General features: G+C 58.7%; 21 protein-coding genes and 1 pseudogene. 14 read left to right on the top strand and 8 right to left on the bottom strand.

Features of this window, described 5'->3' with window-relative positions; translation table 11 throughout:
• Window positions 1-54 precede the first annotated feature (54 nt).
• The gene (locus tag HQ945_RS00205) at window positions 55-441 is read left to right on the top strand and encodes a MerR family transcriptional regulator (protein ID WP_027232585.1); all 387 of its coding nucleotides are present in this window, start codon (window positions 55-57) and stop codon (window positions 439-441) included.
• 5 nt (window positions 442-446) lie between these two features.
• Here the strand turns inward: HQ945_RS00205 and HQ945_RS00200 are convergent, their stop codons facing one another.
• Entirely contained in the window at window positions 447-1,418 is a 972-nt protein-coding gene (locus HQ945_RS00200) for a heparan-alpha-glucosaminide N-acetyltransferase (RefSeq protein ID WP_174207516.1), read from the bottom strand.
• A 218-nt stretch (window positions 1,419-1,636) separates the two neighbouring features.
• On the opposite strand from HQ945_RS00200, the gene HQ945_RS00195 reads away from it, so the two are divergent.
• Entirely contained in the window at window positions 1,637-2,836 is a 1,200-nt protein-coding gene (locus HQ945_RS00195) for an MFS transporter (protein ID WP_113282431.1), read from the top strand.
• On the opposite strand, the gene HQ945_RS00190 is transcribed toward HQ945_RS00195, so the two are convergent.
• Window positions 2,831-3,547 carry a DUF599 domain-containing protein gene (locus HQ945_RS00190; protein ID WP_091949486.1) on the bottom strand — a complete coding sequence of 239 codons (717 nt, stop codon included), beginning with the start codon at window positions 3,545-3,547 and terminating at the stop codon, window positions 2,831-2,833. The two genes, HQ945_RS00195 and HQ945_RS00190, sit on opposite strands and share 6 nt — an antisense overlap.
• Window positions 3,548-3,787: 240 nt before the next feature.
• On the opposite strand from HQ945_RS00190, the gene HQ945_RS00185 reads away from it, so the two are divergent.
• The 3 genes and pseudogenes from HQ945_RS00185 to HQ945_RS00175 all read left to right on the top strand — a co-directional run bounded on the left by HQ945_RS00185 (window position 3,788) and on the right by HQ945_RS00175 (window position 7,481).
• On the top strand, window positions 3,788-5,188 hold the full coding sequence (locus HQ945_RS00185; protein WP_091922684.1) for an L-serine ammonia-lyase: 1,401 nt from the start codon (window positions 3,788-3,790) through the stop codon (window positions 5,186-5,188).
• A gap of 210 nt (window positions 5,189-5,398) precedes the next feature.
• A pseudogene (locus tag HQ945_RS00180) lies at window positions 5,399-6,871 on the top strand (nucleobase:cation symporter-2 family protein); the annotation flags it as partial.
• Between the two features lie 172 nt (window positions 6,872-7,043).
• The gene (locus tag HQ945_RS00175) at window positions 7,044-7,481 is read left to right on the top strand and encodes a DUF1489 family protein (RefSeq protein WP_027232590.1); all 438 of its coding nucleotides are present in this window, start codon (window positions 7,044-7,046) and stop codon (window positions 7,479-7,481) included.
• Window positions 7,482-7,493: 12 nt separating this feature from the next.
• On the opposite strand, the gene HQ945_RS00170 is transcribed toward HQ945_RS00175, so the two are convergent.
• Both HQ945_RS00170 and HQ945_RS00165 read right to left on the bottom strand, forming a co-directional pair.
• Window positions 7,494-7,763, bottom strand: coding sequence for a hypothetical protein (locus tag HQ945_RS00170; protein WP_051615159.1), 270 nt, complete (start codon window positions 7,761-7,763; stop codon window positions 7,494-7,496).
• Window positions 7,764-7,811: 48 nt separating this feature from the next.
• Window positions 7,812-9,119, bottom strand: coding sequence for a D-alanyl-D-alanine carboxypeptidase family protein (locus tag HQ945_RS00165; protein ID WP_091922687.1), 1,308 nt, complete (start codon window positions 9,117-9,119; stop codon window positions 7,812-7,814).
• Between the two features lie 303 nt (window positions 9,120-9,422).
• On the opposite strand from HQ945_RS00165, the gene HQ945_RS00160 reads away from it, so the two are divergent.
• From HQ945_RS00160 to HQ945_RS00135, 6 genes are all read left to right on the top strand, one after another.
• Window positions 9,423-9,755 (top strand): phasin family protein, encoded by a 333-nt coding sequence (locus HQ945_RS00160; RefSeq protein WP_091923011.1) that lies wholly within the window; start codon window positions 9,423-9,425, stop codon window positions 9,753-9,755.
• Window positions 9,756-9,956: 201 nt separating this feature from the next.
• Entirely contained in the window at window positions 9,957-10,310 is a 354-nt protein-coding gene (gene clpS / locus HQ945_RS00155) for an ATP-dependent Clp protease adapter ClpS (protein ID WP_081815938.1), read from the top strand.
• 6 nt (window positions 10,311-10,316) lie between these two features.
• On the top strand, window positions 10,317-12,779 hold the full coding sequence (gene clpA, locus HQ945_RS00150) for an ATP-dependent Clp protease ATP-binding subunit ClpA (protein ID WP_027232595.1): 2,463 nt from the start codon (window positions 10,317-10,319) through the stop codon (window positions 12,777-12,779).
• A gap of 66 nt (window positions 12,780-12,845) precedes the next feature.
• Window positions 12,846-13,610: an AzlC family ABC transporter permease gene (locus HQ945_RS00145; RefSeq protein WP_174207515.1), complete on the top strand. Its 765-nt coding sequence runs from the start codon at window positions 12,846-12,848 to the stop codon at window positions 13,608-13,610.
• Window positions 13,607-13,954, top strand: a complete 348-nt coding sequence (locus tag HQ945_RS00140; protein WP_113281568.1) for an AzlD domain-containing protein — start codon at window positions 13,607-13,609, stop codon at window positions 13,952-13,954. Before HQ945_RS00145 ends, HQ945_RS00140 begins: the two co-directional genes overlap by 4 nt.
• A gap of 67 nt (window positions 13,955-14,021) precedes the next feature.
• On the top strand, window positions 14,022-14,948 hold the full coding sequence (locus HQ945_RS00135; protein ID WP_113281570.1) for a phosphatase PAP2 family protein: 927 nt from the start codon (window positions 14,022-14,024) through the stop codon (window positions 14,946-14,948).
• A 28-nt stretch (window positions 14,949-14,976) separates the two neighbouring features.
• Here HQ945_RS00135 and HQ945_RS00130 read toward each other — a convergent pair whose 3' ends face one another.
• The 4 genes from HQ945_RS00130 to HQ945_RS00115 all read right to left on the bottom strand — a co-directional run bounded on the left by HQ945_RS00130 (window position 14,977) and on the right by HQ945_RS00115 (window position 17,979).
• Complete coding sequence (locus HQ945_RS00130; protein ID WP_113281571.1) at window positions 14,977-15,411, bottom strand: HIT family protein; 435 nt, start codon at window positions 15,409-15,411, stop codon at window positions 14,977-14,979.
• Window positions 15,412-15,491: 80 nt separating this feature from the next.
• Entirely contained in the window at window positions 15,492-16,676 is a 1,185-nt protein-coding gene (locus HQ945_RS00125; protein ID WP_113281573.1) for a GNAT family N-acetyltransferase, read from the bottom strand.
• 116 nt (window positions 16,677-16,792) lie between these two features.
• Window positions 16,793-17,512: a glycerophosphodiester phosphodiesterase gene (locus tag HQ945_RS00120; RefSeq protein WP_113281575.1), complete on the bottom strand. Its 720-nt coding sequence runs from the start codon at window positions 17,510-17,512 to the stop codon at window positions 16,793-16,795.
• A gap of 2 nt (window positions 17,513-17,514) precedes the next feature.
• Window positions 17,515-17,979, bottom strand: coding sequence for a RidA family protein (locus tag HQ945_RS00115; RefSeq protein WP_027232601.1), 465 nt, complete (start codon window positions 17,977-17,979; stop codon window positions 17,515-17,517).
• Between the two features lie 177 nt (window positions 17,980-18,156).
• On the opposite strand from HQ945_RS00115, the gene HQ945_RS00110 reads away from it, so the two are divergent.
• The 3 genes from HQ945_RS00110 (at window position 18,157) to tsf (ending at window position 20,946) form a co-directional block, all read left to right on the top strand.
• The gene (locus tag HQ945_RS00110; protein ID WP_245273566.1) at window positions 18,157-18,921 is read left to right on the top strand and encodes a cell envelope integrity EipB family protein; all 765 of its coding nucleotides are present in this window, start codon (window positions 18,157-18,159) and stop codon (window positions 18,919-18,921) included.
• 198 nt (window positions 18,922-19,119) lie between these two features.
• Entirely contained in the window at window positions 19,120-19,905 is a 786-nt protein-coding gene (rpsB, locus tag HQ945_RS00105) for a 30S ribosomal protein S2 (protein WP_113281576.1), read from the top strand.
• A 117-nt stretch (window positions 19,906-20,022) separates the two neighbouring features.
• Complete coding sequence (gene tsf / locus HQ945_RS00100; RefSeq protein WP_091922704.1) at window positions 20,023-20,946, top strand: translation elongation factor Ts; 924 nt, start codon at window positions 20,023-20,025, stop codon at window positions 20,944-20,946.
• Window positions 20,947-21,041 lie beyond the last annotated feature (95 nt).

Genomic DNA, 21,041 nt, shown 5'->3' with positions numbered 1-21,041 from the left:
GGGTGGGCAAAACATTCAATCGATATAGTGGGGGAACTAGCAATAGTGTCGGGTATGCGCGAATATTATTCCATCACCGAATTGACACGCGAGTTCGGCGTATCGACACGGACGCTGCGCTTCTACGAGGACGAGGGACTGATTCATCCGATCAGGCGCGGCCGCACGCGGCTCTTTCGTCCATCGGACCGGCATCTCCTTAAGCAGATCCTGCGCGGCAAACGGCTCGGCTTCTCGATCGCGGAAATTCATGAAATCGTCCAGATGTACCGCGAGCCCCCGGGGGAGATGGGGCAATTGCATCTGCTGATGAAGCGGGTCGAGGAAAAGCGTGGGGATCTTCGCCAGAAGCGCCGCGATATCGAGGAGACGCTGACTGAGCTCGACCAGGTTGAGGAAGCCTGCATCGAGCGTCTCGCTGAACTCGGTGTCAACACTTAGCCACCTCATTGCGGCATGTTGAGCTGGGTGCACAGCCCGGCAATATCCTGCATCTCCGGATCGTTCTGATCCCGCCTTCCGGCGAACGCGTCGTCGAAAATATTGCGCGCCTTGCTCTCGTTGATAACGCAGGAGCAGAACTTTTCGCAAAACGCCGCGTCGTTGTCGATCGAGCAACTCTGCGCGCAGGCATTGCCGAAGATTTCCTCGGGCGTTGCCACCGCCGGCGGTAAGACATGCGAGATCAGGAATACGCAGCTGATCAGCACGGGTTGATGGATCAGATAGAATGCAAGGCTGTGACGGCCAATGAATTGCAGCGCCCGGTTCAACCAGGCCGGCGCGATATCACCGGCAAGCAGTTTCATAGCACCCGTCTGCTGCATCACCTTGGCAAGCGCCATCCCGAAGAGCACCGCGCCGAACCAGGGGAAGATCGGCACATAGTCATTGGAACGAATCAATACCTCCGAAAGCCCGAGCGGCCAAAACACGGGCGGATCGAATGCCGGCGAAACGAAGTAAAATGGCAGGGCCACGACTGCCACCGCCGCAAGCGCGACGATGATCGCTGGAAGGCTCAGGAAAAGCAGTCCAAGTAGGCTCGCTGCAGCTATTTCATGCAGGATCCCGAAGAATACGAAGCTTTCGGGCGTCATGTACCAGGTGACGAGGGTGATCGCCGCTGCCGCCAGCACGACCTGCGCTAACCGCATGAGGAACGACCGCCATCTTATACCGCGCCCATGGGCAAGAACGAGGCTAAAGCCGACGAGCATCAGGAAGGTCGAGGCAATAATACGCGCGTAGAGCTTCCAGGCTCCCTGGCCGGTCGTGCCCGGTTCGAGATAACCGAAGAATTCGAAATCCCAGCCCGTGTGGTAAGTCGCCATGGCGATAAGCGCGATGCCGCGCAGCACGTCAAGCCTGCCAAGACGCGGCTTCGCGGGCGAAATCGAACTGAGGTTGTCGGTCATGCGGAGAATGCTCGTATGTGGTGTGCTATCCCGCGCACGCTATGCGACATGGCCGGCAAAATCCATTGCATTTCACATTGATCAATCAGGGCTTTTTATTACTTGTTTCAACGGTTTCCATGAAACTGACATAATATGTCGCTCCATCGACGGCCAATGACGGCGCAACGATTGAAACTCGCTGCAACGATCGAATCAATCCCTCCGAAGTCCCTCCGGTGATCAGCCAAGTCCGCTACCCTATCTGGATTACAACGGCCAAGCGTCCGACGGCGCGGGTCTTTGCGATCCTGTTCGGCGTTGAATCGATGGCGCGTGCCATCATCACCAGCGTCGTGCCGATCCAGACCTATGACCTGATGCAGAGCGAGCGCGGCGTCAGTATCCTTTACACCTGCATGTCGCTGTTCGGATTGATCTCGACCCTGTCGATCCCGTTGCTGATCGTCCGGATCCCGCGCCGCTGGGTCTATACTGCCGGCGTGACATCACTGATCATCGGTTGCATGGCCTTTGCCCTCCATACGTTGCCGGGGCAGGCGGCCGGGCTGTTCCTGCGCACCTTCGGCGCGGGAACCCTGTCGATCACGCTCAGCCTCTACATCATGGACCACATCAAGAAGGGCGAACTCGTCCGCGCCGAGTCGGTGCGCATGGCAACGGCGACGATCGCCTGGACCGGCGGACCGTTTCTCGGTGTGTTCCTTTATACGCACGTGGGCATGGTTGCGCCGTTCGTGCTGTCGATCGGCTTCTCACTCGTGCTGCTGGCCTTGTTCTGGTACTTCCGGCTCAGCGACAACCCGGCGCTGCAAAGAGGGCCGAGCCGTCCTGCAAACCCCATTGCCAATGTGCGCCGCTTCGTCGTGCAGCCGCGCCTGCGTCTGGCTTGGCTTATCGCGTTCTCCCGCTCCTGCTATTGGAGCACGTTCTTCGTTTACGGCCCGATCCTCATGGTGGCGACGGGGCAGGGAACGCTGGCCGGCGGTCTTCTCGTCTCGCTCGGCAACCTCTTCCTTTTCGGCTCGATCCTCTGGGGCAAGGTCGGCATGTCCAAGGGCCTCATGCGGACGATCTCCGCGGTCTTCATGCTCCTCGCGGTCTCCCTGATCGGGGCAGGCCTCGCAGGTGAGAAATTCCCGATGATTGCCGCCATCATGCTGCTTGTCGGCGCGTTTTTCTGCGTTGCGATCGATACGCTCGGCTCAGCAACCTTCATCCGCGCCGTCCATCCGCATGAGCGCGCGCAGATGACCGCGGTCTACCGGACCTATCTCGATTTTTCCGAAATATTGCCGGCCTTCACCTATTCGATCATCCTGACGTTCTTCCACCTCGGCGCGATCTTCATCGCGCTCGCCGGGCTCATGGTATTCACATCCTTCTTCGTTTGGCGCTATCTGCCGCGAAGCCTATAGCTCGCTTACGCTGTTGCGCATCAAAACGTCGCGTGCCGTCGAGAAGAATTGCCGCCGCAGCAGGACGATGGCGACGAATGTCGTGGTCGCCATGAACAAGAGCGGATGCAGGAACCATCCGAGATAGCCGATCGAAAAGAAGATGCCGCGCAGGCCGCTGTTGAAGTGCTGGCCGGCCTGAATATTGATGCCCGCCGCGCGGTTGATGCTGGCAAGGACGAGCGGATCGTCGGGGCCTTTGTCACGCGCCATGGGCACGCCGCCGATGAGTATCGAGCAGTAGTTGAACAGGCGATACGACCAGGCGAACTTGAAGAAGGCGTAGGCGAAGAGGACGAGAAGCCCGAGTATCTTGGTCTCGAACAATTGCTGGGTCGTCTCGTTGAGAAAAGGAATCTCGTGGAACAGCGTCAATACGCGGCCTGAGGAATTCAGAAGACCGAAGCAGCCGCCGATCGCAAGGATGGATGTGGAGGCGAAAAAACCGGTGCCTTGCTGCAGGCCGATCATGATGCTGGTGTCGATCATGCGCAACTCGCGTGTCGCCATTGTCGCCATCCACTGGCGTCGCGCTTCGTTCATTTCGTAGGTGAGGGATTTCCTGCCGCCAAAGCCTTTCGCGGTCGTATAGGAATAGACCATCCAGACAACGAAGAAATAGACGAGCGCCACGGCGTCGAGCCAATAGGATGTGTTTTGGGCAGGTTCCATTTCGGTCCTCTGTGACGCGCGGCGGCAACCGCGAATGTACGGAAATTCCGGCGCTTGGCAAACCGGCCGGAGGGTATTTTTGGAACTGCCGCAAACCAGGCGATACGGCGTTTTTCTTTGACTTTTGCAACAGCGCGCCTATGTCGTAGAAACACAACGCAAGGTCGGAAGCTGGCTTTGACGTTTGCCGGCAACCGGCCATTATCAACGGAAGCGATCCAGCTCGGGGTTAGTAACCGCATGTTCCTGTCGGTTTTCGATCTTTATAAAATCGGCATTGGTCCTTCGAGCTCCCACACGATGGGTCCGATGACCGCAGGCGGGCTGTTTCTTGAAGAACTCAAGAGCGGCCAGTGGCCACGGCCGAGCGGCGTCAAGGTCGATCATTTGCGCGTTCACCTGCATGGCTCGCTGGCGTTTACCGGCGTCGGCCACGCGACCGACCGCGCCGTCATCCTCGGCCTCTGCGGCTACCTTCCGGCCACTGTCGATCCGGACGCAATGGATACGATGCTTGAGACGGTGAGCCGCACGAAGCGCATCTCGCCCGAGGGGCATCCTTCCTACCGCTTCGACCCCGCGACCGACCTGATCATGGACCGGCGCACCCCGCTTCCCGGACATGCGAACGGCATGGCCTTCGAGGCCTATGACGCCGACGAGCGGCTGCTTTTGCGCCGCATATTCTATTCGATCGGTGGCGGTTTCGTCGTCACCGAGGAAGAACTGGAAGCCGCGAAGACCCGCTCCGCGCCAAAGGCTGAAGCTGCCGTCCCGTTTCCGTTTATCAATGCCGCGCAGATGCTGAGCATGGCCAAGGCGAGCGGACTTTCGATCGCTGAAATGAAGCGGCAAAACGAAGAAACCTTCATGAGCCGCGAGGAACTCGATGCAGGTCTCGACCGCGTCTGGTCGGCCATGCGCTCATGCATCGATCGCGGACTCGCTCAGGAGGGCATCATGCCCGGCGGCCTCAAGGTCAAGCGCCGCGCCCGCTATCTGCATGACCGATTGCAGGAGGAATGGCGGCAGAACCGGATCAATCCGCTCCTCGCCAATGACTGGCTCTCGGTCTACGCCATGGCGGTAAATGAGGAAAATGCGGCTGGCGGTCGTGTCGTGACCGCGCCGACCAATGGTGCCGCCGGGGTGGTTCCCGCCGTGCTGCGCTATTATCTGCATTTCCACGAGGATGCGGATGCCGATGGCATTCGTGACTTCCTTTTGACGTCTGCCGCCATCGGCGGGGTGATCAAGCACAACGCCTCGATCTCGGGCGCCGAAGTCGGCTGTCAGGGCGAAGTGGGTTCGGCATCCGCCATGGCCGCCGCAGGCCTTGCCGCCGTGCTCGGCGGTTCGCCGGAGCAGATCGAGAACGCCGCTGAGATTGCACTGGAGCATCATCTTGGCATGACCTGCGATCCCGTGGCCGGGCTGGTACAGGTGCCATGTATCGAGCGCAACGCGCTTGGCGCGGTCAAGGCCGTTACCGCCGCTTCATTGGCCGTCAAGGGCGACGGTACGCATTTCGTGCCGCTCGACGCGTGCATCGAGACGATGCGCCAGACCGGCATGGACATGAACGAGCGCTACAAGGAAACCAGCCTCGGCGGGCTTGCCGTCAACGTCGTCGAGTGCTGACGCCCCTCCATTTTTCAGAAATATCGATACTAAGTCCCCAGCGCCTTGGCAGCGCGGCTGATATCGTCCGCCCTCTGCAATAGGTGCGGATTTCTTGAAAACAGTTTCATCAAATCGGCTAAAGTCAGGTCTTGAAAAGGTTGTCATAGTCTTCGTCCCGCCCGGCGAGGAGGAAAAGCCGGGCATCAAAGGTATTGGGAGGACTTTACCTTGGAAGCAAACACAGTCGGACGGCCGCTGGATCAGCGGCCAGAGGATCGAAACCTTGGACTCGGCGCCAATCTCGCCTATGGCCTGCAACATGTTCTAACGATGTATGGCGGCATTATTGCCGTGCCGCTGATCGTCGGCCAGGCCGCAGGCCTTGCGCCTGACCAGATCGGTCTCCTGATTGCCGCCTCGCTCTTTGCCGGCGGCCTTGCAACCATACTGCAAACGATGGGAATTCCCCTTTTTGGATGCCAGCTGCCGCTCGTGCAAGGCGTCTCGTTTTCGGGCGTTGCCACCATGGTCGCCATCGTCAGCGGCGGTGGCGGCATGGACGCGGTGCTCGGCGCCGTCATGGCGGCATCGCTGGTCGGCCTGCTGATCACACCCATATTCTCGCGCATCACGCGCTTCTTCCCGCCGCTCGTCACCGGTATCGTCATCACGACGATCGGCCTCACCCTGATGCCGGTCGCCGTACGCTGGGCCATGGGCGGCAACAGCACTTCCCCCGAATTCGGCAGCGTCGCCAATATCCAGCTTGCTGCGCTAACGCTCGTCGTGGTCCTGCTGCTCAGCAAGCTCGGCAGCGCCACGATCTCGCGCCTCTCGATCCTGCTTGCCATCATCATCGGCACCGCCATAGCGCTCGCGCTGGGCATGACCGACTTCTCCAAAGTCGCCGAAGGGCCGATCGTCGCGATACCGACCCCCTTCCATTTCGGCTTTCCGACCTTTCATCTGGCGGCGATCATCTCGATGTTCATTGTCATCATGGTGACGCTGGTCGAAACCTCGGCCGATATTCTGGCGGTCGGTGAGATCATCGAAACCAAGGTCGACTCGAAGCGCCTCGGTGATGGCCTGCGGGCGGACATGCTCTCGAGCCTGATCGCGCCGATCTTCGGCTCGTTCACGCAGAGCGCTTTTGCCCAGAACGTCGGGCTTGTGGCAGTCACGGGCGTCAAGAGCCGCTATGTCGTGGCGACGGGCGGTCTGGTGCTCGTAACCCTCGGTCTCCTGCCGATCATGGGCCGGGTCGTGGCCGCCGTGCCGAGCGCGGTTCTTGGCGGGGCAGGGATCGTGCTCTTCGGTACTGTTGCCGCAAGCGGCATCCGTACCCTTTCCAAGGTCAACTACACCAACAATATGAACCTCATCATCGTAGCGACCTCGATTGGCTTCGGCATGATCCCGATTGCCGCACCGAACTTCTACGATCACTTTCCGGCCTGGTTCGCGACCATCTTCCACTCGGGGATCAGTTCCGCAGCCCTAATGGCGATCGTGTTGAACCTGGTCTTCAATCATCTCACGGCGGGCAATTCCGACCAGCAGTCCGTATTCGTCGCCGGAACCGAGCGGACCTTGCGCTACCAGGACATCGCGCATTTGCATGACGGCGATTACTTCCTCAACGGCAAGCTTTACGATGCTAACGGCGTGGAAGTGCCGGTCGTGGCTCCAGATAATCACTCGGCGCCGTCGAAGCGGCAGTTCGATCCGGCACCTGCGGCCGTTGCCGGAAGTAGTCACTGATCGCAAAGGGCCGGGCGCAAAGCCCGGCCACCGCCTTGTGAACCGTGGCCCTGTGGAGAAGCCGAGGCAATGGTTGACCTTGGCGGATGAAAGCGTAAATGCTTCTCACATGGCTCTCAATCTCGTCAAACTTTGCGTCGGCTGCAGTGCAATTGAAGAACTCGCGGCCTGGATCGATTTCCGCCTTGACGAACGCCGGCAAGCGGGACTCTCCATCGAGCAGTTTCATACAACCCGGATGGTGCCCAAGCGCATCGACGAGCTTCTCGACGGCGGCTCGCTCTATTGGGTGATCAAGGGCAATATCCAGTGCCGCCAGCGACTAACCGACATCCGCACGTTTACGGACGATCAAGGCATTTCGCGTTGTCATCTGGTCCTCGAGCCGCGCATCGTCCCAACTGAATGGCAGCCGCGCCGTGCGTTTCAGGGATGGCGGTATCTTTCCAGCGAAGATGTCCCCATGGATGAAGGACAGGGCAAATCCGGCCGTGCGAAACTCCCGCCGGAACTGCGCAACGAACTCGCCTCGCTGGGCCTACTCTAAATCTGTTCTCGATCAGGAGAGGCGCAGCCGAACCGGACTGACGCCGTTACGACCGTCCGAGTGAATGCGCAGGCGCACCGGCGGCATCGCCGCGCGGCGGGTGCGGGCAGCCTGACAAAGCAGCACATTGACGAGGTCCATCGTCTTGAATGCCGCATTGCCGTGGCGAAGATCGGCGATCCGCAAAGCGGCCTGCTGCAAGGCGTGCATGCCGAACAGTGATGATTTCGATTCCTTGGCAGTCAGGCCCGCCGGGTCATGTATTTCCGTGGTGCTGGACATTCGCAAAACCCTCTACACTGTACAATTTGGGTCTGTCGGGTTGATGCCTTACGATTGTGGTGCAATTGCAAAGCAGTTGAAATTCTGACGTTTCAGTGCGGCACAGGCATTGTTGGCCGCCTTGGCGTTGGTAATGCCGGCAAAGCGGGCACGATGATAAGTCTGCGCACCCTTCTGGAATTTTTCCGTATAGGGCGAGAGCGAGGCGATCGGACCGCCAACCTGGGCCGCCGCCTTGGCAAGCATTGCCTTGGCTTCTTCGGAGCTGCCGACCGAAGCAATCTGCACCATCCATCCGCCCGCCGACGGCGCGGAAGCGGTTGTCACTGGATCGACTTCGGAAACATCGCCTTCGCCGATCTCGGCCTTTGGCTGGGGCGCCGGAACCTGAAGAACGCGCGCTGCCACCGATGGAACCGGCTTCGGATCGGCATAGGCCGTGACGACTTCGGCGGCTTGGGTGGTCGCCACCTCCTCGCGCCGGGCCGGCACGGGGACGGGCGCGGTATCGGGCAGATCGACAGCAGCGACTTCGACCTTGCTGTTGCGACGCGAGGCGATCAGGTTGCCGCCGTCTCGGCGCGAAGCGCTGGGAAGATACTTGTCGATGAGCTGCGCCATCTGCGCGTCGCGGGCGCCGCCGCTCGTGCCGCCCATGACGACCGCGACAAGCTTCTTGCCGTCGACATTGACGGAACTGACGAGGTTGAAACCGGACGCGCGCGTGTAACCGGTCTTGATTCCATCGACACCACGTACTTTTCCGAGCAAGCGGTTGTGCCCAACAATGCGTCGCCCGTTGTAGGTGAAGCTGCGTGTGGAGAAATAATCGTAGTATTGGGGGAAATGCTCACGCAGCGCGATGCCGAGGAGGGCGAGGTCGCGGGCGGAAGAGCGCTGCTGCGGATCAGGCAGGCCGTTCGCATTGCGGAACTGCGTGTTGCGCATGCCGAGCTGGCGCGCCTTGTTGGTCATCATCACAGCGAACCGCTGCTCGGATCCGCCGAGATACTCGCCGATGGCGGTTGCCGAGTCGTTGGCAGACTTGGTGATCAGCGACAGGATGGCGGCTTCGGCGCTGATCGTCTGCCCGGGGCGAAAGCCAACCTTCGTCGGCGGCTGGCCGGCTGCATAAGCGGAAACCGGGATGGGTGTCGATTTGGAGACCTTGCCTGCCGCCATTGCATCGAACAGCATGTAGAGCGTCATCATCTTCGTCAGCGAGGCCGGAAAGCGCTGGGCGTCAGGGTTGGACGAATAAAGCGTCTTGCCGGTGTTAGCATCGACAACGATGGCTGCCGCCTTGGTTTCAGCCGACGCTGCCGAAGTGCCGGCAGCGCTGATGCCGGAGATCATCGAGAGAGCCAGGAATGCATGAGCCACTTTTTTGATTAGTTTATTTGTTTGGCGGGCCGGATGGAGCACAATCAACACCTGTTCGATATGCGGGTGGGTTCTCTTTGATCTGACGCATCAGATTGATTTCGTGAACTTTATCCGCATCAGCGTTACCAAAATGTTTATGGTAACCGCCGTGTTGACGATTTCCTCCGCCTTTATCGAAAAATTTACCGGAATGCTGCAGTGCAGCAAAAAATTGACTTTTTGTGCATTGCACACTAAATGAAGCCCAACAACAATATATGTGAAGGATGCATCATGGCCACCCCGTTTGAAGCACTGAATGAATCCAGCAAGGAATTCATCAACAGCACGATGAAGAGCGTAAACGCGCTCAGCCAGGGTCTGCAGGCAATTGCAACCGAAGCTGCGGACTATTCGAAGCGTTCGTTCAATGACGGCTCGATCCTCCTCGAAAAGCTTGCCTCGACGAAATCGGCAGAGCAGGCGTTCGCTGCGCAGAGCCTGTTTTCGAAGAAGGCCTATGAGGGCTTCGTCTCGCAGGCTGCGAAGTTCGGTGAACTTTATGCCGATCTCGCGAAAGAGGCTTACCGCCCCTTCGAGTTGGCTGTCGCCAAGGTCGGCAAATAAACCTGAACTTGCTGCTGACACGGTTTAAAAGTCCGGTTGCCCACGCAACCGGACTTTTTTTGTTCCGCTGGGCCAAATGGCCCTTTGCAACGGCAACTTGATATTGCAAGCTTCAGGAGAGGGCTTAAAATCTGCTTGGTGCGACCTACATAGAATGCATGAAGCGACAAATAGCTATCAGGAATGCGGGTGTCTGAAGAGATGATGCGGTTATCACCCATTATGCAAGATGAAGAAAAGGGTGGCGGCAATGGTCCCGGACGTGGCACGGCTGTCATTACCCGGACTAAACCAAAGCTGAAAAAACCCAGCCTTTATCGCGTGTTGCTTCTCAATGACGATTACACTCCAATGGAGTTCGTCATTCATGTTCTGGAGCGTTTTTTCCAGAAGAACAGAGAGGATGCCACACGCATTATGCTCCATGTGCATAATCATGGAGTCGGAGAATGTGGTGTCTTTACCTATGAGGTCGCGGAGTCCAAGATGACCCAAGTCATGGACTATGCGCGGCAAAACCAACATCCGCTGCAATGCGTGATGGAGAAAAAGTGAGGTTTCATGCCATCTTTCTCACCTAGTCTCGAGCGGGCCCTCCATCAGGCGCTGACAATCGCGAACGAGCATCATCATGAATATGCAACGCTGGAGCATCTGCTCCTTGCGCTCATCGATGATCAGGACGCGAGTAGTGTCATGCGCGCCTGCAATGTCGACCTCGCTCAACTGACGCGTACGGTGACCGATTATGTCGATCATGAGCTCGACAACCTCGTGACGGGTTATGACGAGGACTCCAAGCCAACCGCTGCTTTTCAACGCGTCATCCAGCGTGCTGTCATCCATGTTCAGTCTTCGAACCGCGAGGAAGTGACCGGAGCAAACGTCCTGGTTGCGATCTTTGCTGAACGCGAAAGCCATGCGGCGTTTTTCCTGCAGGAACAGCAGATGACGCGCTACGACGCGGTCAACTATATTTCGCACGGGATCTCGAAGCGCCCCGGCGCATCCGAGCCGCGCACGCCCCTTGGGACCGAAAGCAACAACGAAGAACATCACGCTTCGGAATCCGATGAGGGCACCAAGAAGAAGCAGGACGCCCTGACGGCCTACTGCAACAATCTCAACGAACGGGCAAAAGCTGGAAAGATCGATCCGCTGATCGGCCGCGACCAGGAAATCAGCCGTACGATCCAGATTTTGTGCCGCCGCTCAAAGAACAACCCGCTCTATGTGGGCGATCCGGGCGTGGGCAAGACGGCTATCGCCGAAGGTCTTGCCAAGCGCATCGTCGAAGGTAAGGTCCCGACCGTCCTCAAGGATGCGACGGTCTTTTCGCTCGACATGGGCACCTTGCTTGCCGGAACCCGCTATCGCGGTGATTTCGAGGAACGCCTCAAGCAGGTCATCAAGGAGCTCGAAGAGTATCCGGGTGCCATCCTGTTTATCGACGAAATCCACACGATCATCGGCGCCGGCGCTACGTCGGGCGGTGCAATGGATGCATCTAACCTGTTGAAGCCTGCGCTTTCTTCAGGGGCGATTCGCTGCATAGGATCAACGACTTACAAGGAGTTTCGCCAGTTCTTCGAAAAGGATAGGGCGCTCGTTCGTCGCTTCCAGAAGATCGACGTGAACGAACCTTCGATCCCCGATGCAATTGAGATCATGAAAGGGCTGCGGCCGTATTTCGAGGATTTCCACAAGGTCAAGTATACCGTGGAGGCGATCAAGTCCGCCGTCGAACTTTCCGCGCGCTATATCAACGACCGTAAATTGCCGGACAAGGCGATCGACGTGATCGATGAGACAGGCGCCAGCCAGATGCTGCTGCCCGAATCGAAGCGCAAGAAGTCAATCGGCGTGAAGGAGATCGAAGCGACTATCGCGACGATGGCCCGCATTCCGCCGAAGTCCGTATCGAAGGACGATGAAGCGGTCCTCTCCAATCTCGAGGCTGAATTGAAGCGTGTCGTCTACGGCCAGGATCTGGCCATCGAAGCGCTGTCATCGTCGATCAAGCTTGCAAGGGCAGGCCTGCGCGAACCGGAAAAGCCGATTGGCTCCTACCTGTTCTCGGGCCCGACCGGCGTCGGCAAGACCGAGGTCGCCAAGCAGTTGGCGCATTCGCTCGGCGTCGAGCTCCTGCGGTTCGACATGTCGGAATATATGGAACGCCACACCGTATCCCGGTTGCTCGGCGCACCTCCCGGTTATGTCGGCTTCGACCAAGGCGGCCTTTTGACCGATGGCGTCGATCAGCATCCGCATTGCGTGCTGCTGCTGGATGAAATCGAGAAGGCGCATCCGGATCTGTTCAACATCCTGTTGCAGGTCATGGATCACGGCAAGCTGACCGACCACAACGGCAAGCAGATCGACTTCCGCAACGTGATTTTGATCATGACCACCAATGCCGGTGCCTCGGATATGGCGCGGGCTGCGATCGGTTTCGGGTCTTCGCGGCGCGAAGGCGACGACATGGAAGCGATCAATCGGCTGTTTACGCCGGAGTTCCGCAACCGTCTCGATGCGATCATTCCGTTTGGACCGCTGCCGGTTCCGGTCATCCATCAGGTCGTACAGAAGTTCGTCATTCAACTTGAGGCGCAACTTGCCGATCGCGGTGTAACCTTCGATCTGCAGCAGGACGCAATCGCCTGGCTTGCCGAGAAGGGCTACGATGACCGTATGGGTGCGCGGCCGCTGGCGCGCGTCATCCAGGAGCACATCAAGAAGCCGCTCGCTGACGAGGTACTGTTCGGCAAGCTGAAGAAGGGTGGCACGGTTCGCGTCTCGGTTGCCGAGAAGCCCGATGGTTCGCGTGGCCTCGTCCTCGACTATGTCGCCGACGAAGTCGTCGTGAAGCCAAAGAAGGAAATTCCGGTCGAGAAGAAGCCGGTTGCAAAGCGCAAGCCGGCGCCGAAGAAGCCAGCGCTCGAAAAGGCCGGTGCCGGTCTCGCCACGAGCGAGCCGCACGTGCTGCGCAAGGCGTCGGTGCCAAAAGTGCCACGCAAGAAATGATGAAAAGGCCGCCTTCGGGCGGCCTTTTTCTTGCCCGCTGTGCTGCTTGCCTTTATCGCTGGACCCATGGCTGATTCCGCATTGCCCTCCCATCTGCCGGAACGAGAAGAAGATCCGGGGAGCCACCTCAAGTGGTTTCTCTCCGGCGCGGCCATGATACGCACCATCCCTGCACTGATCCTGATGACCGCGCATGTTGGATTTGCCGGCCTTGCCAGCCAGAGCGGAGTGACGGTTGGGGAAGCCATGTTCATGGTTGCGGCGATCTGGGCACTGCCCGCCAATATTGTGCTCATCGGCGCAATCGGCGCGGGCTACTCGATCCTCGGCGCCGCAGTCGCGGTCGCGCTCTCCTCGATCAGATTTGTTCCCATGGTCGCCGCCTTCGTTCCCGAAATGCGCGGGGCGAAAACACGCAAGATCGTGCTTCTTTTTCTCTCCCACTTCATCGCGGTAACCGCCTGGGTGCTGGGAATGGAGCATCTGCGCAACGTACCCGTCAAAATGCGTACGGCCTATTTCGCGGGCCTTGGCATGACGCTGACCACAGCCAATACGCTTGTTGTCGGCCTTGTTTACTACCTTTCGACCGATTTTCCTCCGCTCGTATTCGCCGCGTTGTTTTTCCTCACGCCAATGTATTTTCTGGCCTCGCTCTGGGGCTCGGCGCGTGACCGCACGGTGCATGTCGCCATGGTGTTGGGTCTGCTGCTGTTTCCGCTGATCCACCATATCGCGCCGGCCTATGACCTGCTTCTCACGGGTCTTGCCGGCGGTGCGGCTACGATGGCCTACCTCCACTGGACAAAAGCCCGGGGCAGGGCGTCATGACCTGGGACAGCATTTCAGCCTGGTGGTGGCCCTACCTCTTCATACTGCTCGCCGGCTGGCTTCCGACCGATGTCTGGCGGTGGATCGGCGTACTTATCGGCGGAAAGGTTCGCGAGGACTCCGAAGCCCTCGTCATTGTGCGGGCAGTGGCAACCGCCCTTGTCGCAGGTGTTATCGCTCAACTGATCCTCTATCCCAGCGGTTCGCTTGCCGAATCGTCGGTGTTTTTGCGGATCGGCGCGGCGGCAGCAGGTTTCTTTGCCTATCTCAGCCTTGGCCGGCGTGTGATCGTCGGCGTTATCGTTGCCGAGATTATCCTGATTGCCGGACTTGTCCTCGCGTAAGCGCAGCGTTGATTCAGCGATCCTTAATTGGAGCGGGTTAAGATCCTAAAAAAGACAGGGGTGAGCGATGGTTCTCTATCCGGCTGAGAAAATCGTCGGTAGCATTATTGCTGTGCTGCTTATGATCAACATTACACTTGCCAGCGCGAAGGGCGTCACCGTCGATTGGCTTGGCTATGCCGTTGGCGGCAGCATGGGGCTCGCCGCCATCGCGATCGGACAATTTTATCGGCTCTACCGTCACGACGAGAAAATCGCTGTTCCGACCACGGCAACGGGTTTCTACCTGCTCTTCTCGCTCGTCGGGTCGGTGTTCAATTATCTGCTGCTGCCGGTAGGCGAGAGTTACGACCGGATGCTGATCGAGTGGGATCGCGCTCTTGGGTTTTACTGGCCGGATTTCGTCCAGGCCGTCGTGGAGGTTCCCTACCTTCCGACTATATTGCGCGTGATATACGGCAGTTCGCTCATCCAGATCACTTGCGTCATTCTCCTTGTCGGCTTTTTTGGATCCAAACGGTCGCTGCACCTCTTCCTGCTTACCGGCACCTTGTCGGCACTTTTGACGATTCTGGTGTGGCGCATCATTCCAAGTGCGGGACCCGCCGCATATTATCCGTTGCCGTCGGAGGTCGCTAACCGTTTGGGGGCGATTGCCGACCACGCGTATGGTCTCGAACTTCTGTGGCTATATCGGGAAGGCGCAGCCTATATCTCGCCGAAGGACACGCTCGGCCTTATCGCATTTCCATCGTTCCATACTGTAATGGCCTGTCTTTCCGTTTACTTCACGATGGACTTTCGCAAAATATTTCCAGCCATCGCGGTCATCAATATTTTGATGGTTCCTGCAATCATCGTGCATGGCGGTCACAACATCGTCGATCTGTTTGGCGGCGTCGCGGCGTTCACCCTTGCGCTCCTTGCGGCGCACGCAGTTCTTGGCCTTGATCGGTCCGAAGTGAAGGCACAACTCGCCGCGGAGTCTCATTAGAATTGCACCGGCTCCATGTTCCGGTGCGTCAACTGCCCTGCGCCATCGCCTGCCGGATCTTCTCCGCATTGGCCGCTAGAACGCCCTGATCTTCCATCGGCCCCGTATGGGGTTTCAGGGGAATGCCTTCAAAGCGGGGAATGACGTGGAAGTGCAAGTGGAAGACCGTCTGGCCGGAGGCCGGCTCATTGAATTGCATAACCGTGACACCATCCGCGTCGAAGGCCTTTTTCACCGCCCGAACCAGTTTCTGGGTGGTCGCAACCACCGCAGCCAACGGTTCGGCTTCAACGTCAAGCAGGTTGCGGCATGGAGCCTTGGTGATGGCCAGACAATGGCCCTTTCCCTGTGGCATGACATCCATGAATGCGTAGGTGTCCGCATCCTCGTACAATTTATGCGATGGAATTTCACCCCGCAGGATTTTGGCGAACACGTTGTCGTCGTCATAGGGCTCTGTCATCACGCACCTGTACAGCTGGGAAACCGGCCGCGATGTTTGCCAAGGCGGGCGCACTAGTCAAGCGGTTCGAGCAACGCCGGTCAGCCATCGGAGTTCTTGAACGGCGCGTGTTCGCTCAGCGCCTCGTTGAGGAGCGCGACTTCACTACGCTCATGGCGAAGGAAATCGCTCACCGCGCGCCGCAGCCCTTCATTGGCAAGGTAATGGACAGAGTGGGTGGTAACCGGCAGATAGCCGCGGGCAAGCTTGTGCTCGCCCTGCGCGCCGGCCTCGACGACACTCAGCTTACGTTCGATGGCGAAATCGATGGCCTGATGGTAGCAGACTTCGAAATGCAGGAACCGATGATCCTCGATGCAGCCCCAATGCCGGCCGAAGAGCCGGTCGGACCCGATGAAGTTGATAGCGCCGGCAATATATCTGCCCGCCCGTTTTGCCATCACCAGCATGATGTCTTGCGGCATGCGCTCGCCGATCAAGGCGTAGAATTCGCGGTTGAGATAGGGGCGACCCCATTTGCGGCTGCCAGTATCCATATAGAACGCAAAGAAATCGTCCCAAACCTCATCGGTGATATCGTCGCCCGTCAAACGCTCGATGGCGATATCGTCGGCAACGGCCTCGCGGCGCTCCCGTTTCAACGCCTTGCGTTTGCGAGAGGCGAGGGTTTCAAGAAAAGCGTCGTAGCTTTCATAACCCTCGTTGAAAAAATGGAATTGTTGATCGGTGCGATGCAGGAAACCGGCTTCTGTGAAGGCGCCGAGATCGTCATCGTTGACGAAGGTCGAGTGAGCCGACGAAACACCCATCTGGTTGGCCAATTGGCGCAGGCCATTGGCGAGAGCGGTTCGCACGGCCGCGTGGTCCCAGTCCCGATTTACCAGTAGCCGAGGACCGGTCACCGGCGTGAAGGGGACGCTCGCCTGCAGCTTGGGATAGTAACGACCGCCGGCGCGTTCAAAAGCATCGGCCCAGCCGTGATCGAATACATATTCACCCTGACTGTGGCCCTTCAGATAGCACGGGATCGCGCCGATCAGATTGCCGCTGTCGTCATCGAGGCGCAGGAATTGGGGCAGCCACCCAGCCCGGCGCGCGACGCACCCCGAATCTTCGAGCGACGACAGGAAGCCGTGCGAGAGAAACGGGTTGTAGTCGGGCATGGCGCGATCGGCGCCGCTCAGCTTTGCCCATTCGTCGCGCGTAAATGCGCCAACGCCCTCGCAAGCGCGCAAGGTAAAATCGCCTCGATGAGTATCATGCATCGTTGGGTTGGTTCCTAGCTTAGCCTAAGCTTACGAGCCGGCGACGCGCCGACCCGTGCAACCGCTTAAGCTAAAGCTAGGCATTTCATCCTGCGATGCAAGGGGCAGGGCGCATCCTATGCGGCGTGCGGGTCGAAACCCTCGAAGGTGATCTGATCGACATAGGCATCGCTCGTCGCCTTGTCGGCGAGGCTCCTTGCCGTCCACGAAATCACCGGAAGTCCGAGCTTGCCGCGAACGAACTTGACGAAGCGATTGTCGAGATGGTGGACGTTGTAGGACACGAAATCGAACTCGTGAGCGAGCATGGAAAAATGCGCCTCAAGATCGGCGTCGCGCAATCCCTCTGCAGTCAGGCCGGCCGGTATGCCGGGCGCATCCGTGTCGAAGAGCCGGATCAGATGATGGTCGAACGACATGATCGCCGCTTTTCCCGCATAGCCGGCAAGGTCAGAGGCAACCGCCTTGACGAGGCCGTCGTCTCGGCCAGGAATGCCCTTGAGTTCGATGACGATCGGAACCCGCCCGTCGATCAGCTCCAGCGCTTCGACGAGCGTCGAAACATGATCGTCCGTGCCGCCGACGCGCAGGGCCCTTGCCGCCTCGACGGTCACTTCGTCGATATTGCCTTGTCGGCCGATGAGCCGATCCAGCGTTCCGTCGTGAAAGACGATGGCCTTGCCGTCGGCGGAAAGATGCACGTCGCATTCGATGGCGTAACCCGCGCTCGCGGCCGCTTCGAATGCGGAGAGCGTATTCTCCCAGCGGGTTTTGTTGAGATCATGCAAACCGCGATGGGCGATCGGCACATCCTTGAGCCAGTCAGCCGATGTCATGATCAGCGGACCTCGATGATGGCTTCGACTTCGACGGGCGCGTTCAGGGGCAGGGCTGCTGTCCCCACCGCCGAGCGGGCATGGCGGCCTGCATCGCCAAGGACGGCAACCAGCAGATCCGAGGCGCCGTTGGCGACAAGGTGCTGTTCGGTGAAATTCGGCGTCGAAGCCACGAACACGGTGATTTTCACGATGCGCGCGATCTTATCGAGATCACCCAGCGCGGCTTTGGCCTGCGCGAGAATATTGATGGCGCAAGCCCTTGCGGCTTCCTGGCCGTCGGCGACGGCGAGCTGCGCGCCAAGAAGGCCGGTGTGGATGAGTTTGCCACCCGATAGCGGCAATTGTCCGGAGGTCAGCAGCAGTTTTCCTGTCTGTGCGAAGGGCACGTAGTTTGCAGCGGGCGCTGCGGCGACCGGCAATTCTATGCCGAGTTCCTTCAGGCGGGATTCGATGGTGCTGGTCATGATATCTTCATCCTTATCAAGCGGAATCGTAATGAATGTGACGCAAGGTGCGATTTTTGCCTCGCTTCCGCCAAGAGTTTTTTTAATATGCGCGTTCTAATATGGAGAATCTTGTCTATGCGCGTCTTGTCCGCTCTCGTTTTCAGCCTCGGTGCCCTTGGTCTGACCCACTCAACCATGGCTTTGGCTGCCGGAACGGCGACCCTTGTTCCGCATCGCGCCATCTATGACCTGAAACTGGACACTGCCCAGGATAGCAGCGGCATCACCGGACTGACCGGCCGTATGGTCTATGAGTTCAACGGTTCGGATTGCGAGGGCTATACCACGAACTTTCGTTTTGTGACCCGCGTCGACATGGAAGAGCAGCCGCAGCGCGTCACCGACCAGCAGACGACGACCTACGAATCCGGCGACGGCGGCAAGTTCCGCTTCGTCAACAAGACGTTCGTCGATCAGAGCCTCACCAAGGAGGTGCGCGGCAACGCTGCCCTCCTGAAGGACAAGACGGAAATTTCCCTGACCAAACCCGAGGCGCTCAAGCAGGATCTGGAATTGTCGCAGTTCCCGACCCGGCACATGCAGGAACTGATCGAAAAGGCGCTTGCTGGAGAAGTGTTCTACCAGACGAAGCTCTTCGACGGTTCCGAGGATGCCAACAAGGTCATGGCAACGACGGTCGTGATTGGCAAATCATCGCTTTCAGATGGCGAGGACGAGACCAAGCACATGGGCCCTCTTGCCAAGGAAAACACCTGGCCGGTCTCGATCGCCTATTTCGACGAAAGTGAAAAGGCTGAAGGCCTGCCGAGCTACCGTATCAACTTCAAGATGTACCGGAACGGCGTAACCCGTGATCTGAAAATGGATTACGGCGATTTCTCCATGACCGGAAAGCTTGTCAATCTGCAGCTTTTCGACACGCCAAAGTGCAAGAAATAGTCCTGCTTGCCGCATAAGATCGTCTGATGCGGCGGCTTTTATCGCCGACACACTTGCGCTTGCCGCAATTATCGACTAACAGCCGCAGCATTCCACACACGGGATTTGGGTTGATATCGGGAGAAATCCGATATGGCCTCCGGTGGCGGGTCTCCCGCCTCTTTCCTGTGGAGGTTAAACCGGAAAAGGAAAATAAAGATGGCATTGCCTGATTTCAGCATGCGTCAGCTCCTTGAAGCTGGCGTTCACTTCGGCCACCAGACACATCGCTGGAACCCGAAAATGGCACCATACATTTATGGTGACCGCAATAATATTCACATTCTCGATCTCGCCCAGACCGTTCCGCTGCTGCATACGGCCCTGAAGAAGGTTTCCGACACGGTAGCCCGTGGCGGCCGCGTTCTCTTCGTCGGCACCAAGCGTCAGGCTTCGGACATCATTGCCGATGCCGCGACCCGCTCGGCCCAGTATTACGTCAACGCACGCTGGCTCGGCGGCATGATGACCAACTGGAAGACGATCTCGAACTCGATCCAGCGTCTGCGCAAGCTCGACGAACTTCTCGCCGGCGACGCCCAGGGCTTCACCAAGAAGGAGCGCCTGAACCTCGATCGCGAGCGCGAGAAGCTCAACCGCGCCCTCGGCGGTATCAAGAACATGGGTTCGACCCCGGACCTCATCTTCATCATCGATACCAACAAGGAAGCCATCGCGATCCAGGAAGCCAAGCGTCTTGGTATTCCGGTCGTTGCCGTGATCGATTCCAATTGCGATCCGGACCAGATCGACTTCCCGATCCCGGGCAATGACGACGCATCCCGCGCGATCTCGCTTTACTGCGACCTGATCGCCAAGGCAGCGCTCGACGGTATCGCCCGTCAGCAGGGTTCCCTCGGTGTCGATCTTGGCGCCCAGGAAGAGGCTCCGGCCGAACCGGCTCTTGAGGCCGTTCCTGTACAGGAAGGTGAAGCCTCCGCTTGAGGCTTCATACACCCGTCTTATCGGGTGATTAAAAATGATTCGATTGGCGCATGACGCGCCGCAAAGTTGGCATGCTGGTTTCACCAGTGTGCCTTCGCTTTGAGAAGAGGCGATCTAATGAGCATTTCTGCATCACAGGTAAAAGAACTTCGCGAACTCACCGGCGCCGGCATGATGGACTGCAAGGCAGCCCTTGCCGAAACCAATGGCGACATGGAAGCTGCCGTTGACTGGCTGCGCAAGAAGGGCATCTCCAAGGCCGACAAGAAGGCCGGCCGCACGGCCGCCGAAGGCCTCGTTGGCGTGGCTTCCAACGGCGCCAAGTCGGTTGTCGTCGAAGTCAACTCGGAGACCGATTTCGTTGCCCGCAACGACGCTTTCCAGGATATCGTCCGCAACGTCGCAAACGTAGCGCTGACGACCGACGGTACGACCGCCGCAGTTGGCGCCGCGACCTATCCCTCGACCGGCAAGTCGGTCGTCGACTCGATCAAGGACGCCGTCGGCACGATCGGTGAAAACCTTTCGTTCCGCCGTTCCGCTGCTCTGAGCGTCAGCCAGGGCGTCGTCGCGACGTATATTCACAACGCCGTCTCCGACGGCCTCGGTAAGCTCGGCGTTCTCGTTGCCATCGAGACGGCCGGCAATGCGGAAGCAGCACAGGCATTCGGCCGCCAGGTCGCCATGCATGTTGCCGCCACCAACCCGCTCGCCCTGACCGCATCGGAAGTCGACCCGGTCGCCGTCGAACGCGAAAAGGCGATCTTCGCCGATCAGGCCCGCCAGTCGGGCAAGCCGGAAAACATCGTCGAGAAGATGGTCGACGGCCGTATGCGCAAGTTCTACGAGGAAGTCGTGCTTCTCTCGCAGGCTTTCGTCATCAATCCCGACCTGACGGTCGAGGCGGCGCTCAAGGAAGCCGAGAAGTCGATCGGCGCTCCGGCCAAGATCACGGCCTTTGTCCGTTTCGCTCTTGGCGAAGGCATTGAGAAGGAAGAAAGCGACTTCGCAGCAGAAGTCGCCGCAGCTGTGAAGAAGTAATCTTACGCAACTGAATTCAAAGGGCATCGCGTGACAACGCGATGCCCTTCGTGTATCCGAACTCTGCTAAAAACTTGCAACAACTCCAAGGAGGT

The organism is Phyllobacterium pellucidum, assembly GCF_013327855.1.
In the GTDB taxonomy this organism is placed as follows: Bacteria; Pseudomonadota; Alphaproteobacteria; order Rhizobiales; family Rhizobiaceae; genus Phyllobacterium; species Phyllobacterium pellucidum.
The sequence above is the reverse complement of the archived record's forward strand: the minus strand, read 5'-3'. Positions and strand labels throughout refer to the sequence as shown.

Bases quoted from the DNA above. Each gene is read 5' to 3' on its own strand.
- HQ945_RS00205 (WP_027232585.1), top strand. From the start codon at position 55: ATGCGCGAATATTATTCCATCACCGAATTGACACGCGAGTTCGGCGTA.
- HQ945_RS00200 (WP_174207516.1), bottom strand. From the start codon at position 1,418: ATGACCGACAACCTCAGTTCGATTTCGCCCGCGAAGCCGCGTCTTGGC.
- HQ945_RS00190 (WP_091949486.1), bottom strand. From the start codon at position 3,547: ATGGAACCTGCCCAAAACACATCCTATTGGCTCGACGCCGTGGCGCTC.
- HQ945_RS00185 (WP_091922684.1), top strand. From the start codon at position 3,788: ATGTTCCTGTCGGTTTTCGATCTTTATAAAATCGGCATTGGTCCTTCG.
- HQ945_RS00175 (WP_027232590.1), top strand. From the start codon at position 7,044: ATGGCTCTCAATCTCGTCAAACTTTGCGTCGGCTGCAGTGCAATTGAA.
- HQ945_RS00170 (WP_051615159.1), bottom strand. From the start codon at position 7,763: ATGTCCAGCACCACGGAAATACATGACCCGGCGGGCCTGACTGCCAAG.
- HQ945_RS00165 (WP_091922687.1), bottom strand. From the start codon at position 9,119: ATGATCTCCGGCATCAGCGCTGCCGGCACTTCGGCAGCGTCGGCTGAA.
- HQ945_RS00160 (WP_091923011.1), top strand. From the start codon at position 9,423: ATGGCCACCCCGTTTGAAGCACTGAATGAATCCAGCAAGGAATTCATC.
- clpS (WP_081815938.1), top strand. From the start codon at position 9,957: ATGATGCGGTTATCACCCATTATGCAAGATGAAGAAAAGGGTGGCGGC.
- clpA (WP_027232595.1), top strand. From the start codon at position 10,317: ATGCCATCTTTCTCACCTAGTCTCGAGCGGGCCCTCCATCAGGCGCTG.
- HQ945_RS00145 (WP_174207515.1), top strand. From the start codon at position 12,846: ATGGCTGATTCCGCATTGCCCTCCCATCTGCCGGAACGAGAAGAAGAT.
- HQ945_RS00140 (WP_113281568.1), top strand. From the start codon at position 13,607: ATGACCTGGGACAGCATTTCAGCCTGGTGGTGGCCCTACCTCTTCATA.
- HQ945_RS00135 (WP_113281570.1), top strand. From the start codon at position 14,022: ATGGTTCTCTATCCGGCTGAGAAAATCGTCGGTAGCATTATTGCTGTG.
- HQ945_RS00130 (WP_113281571.1), bottom strand. From the start codon at position 15,411: ATGACAGAGCCCTATGACGACGACAACGTGTTCGCCAAAATCCTGCGG.
- HQ945_RS00125 (WP_113281573.1), bottom strand. From the start codon at position 16,676: ATGCATGATACTCATCGAGGCGATTTTACCTTGCGCGCTTGCGAGGGC.
- HQ945_RS00120 (WP_113281575.1), bottom strand. From the start codon at position 17,512: ATGACATCGGCTGACTGGCTCAAGGATGTGCCGATCGCCCATCGCGGT.
- HQ945_RS00115 (WP_027232601.1), bottom strand. From the start codon at position 17,979: ATGACCAGCACCATCGAATCCCGCCTGAAGGAACTCGGCATAGAATTG.
- HQ945_RS00110 (WP_245273566.1), top strand. From the start codon at position 18,157: ATGGCTTTGGCTGCCGGAACGGCGACCCTTGTTCCGCATCGCGCCATC.
- rpsB (WP_113281576.1), top strand. From the start codon at position 19,120: ATGGCATTGCCTGATTTCAGCATGCGTCAGCTCCTTGAAGCTGGCGTT.
- tsf (WP_091922704.1), top strand. From the start codon at position 20,023: ATGAGCATTTCTGCATCACAGGTAAAAGAACTTCGCGAACTCACCGGC.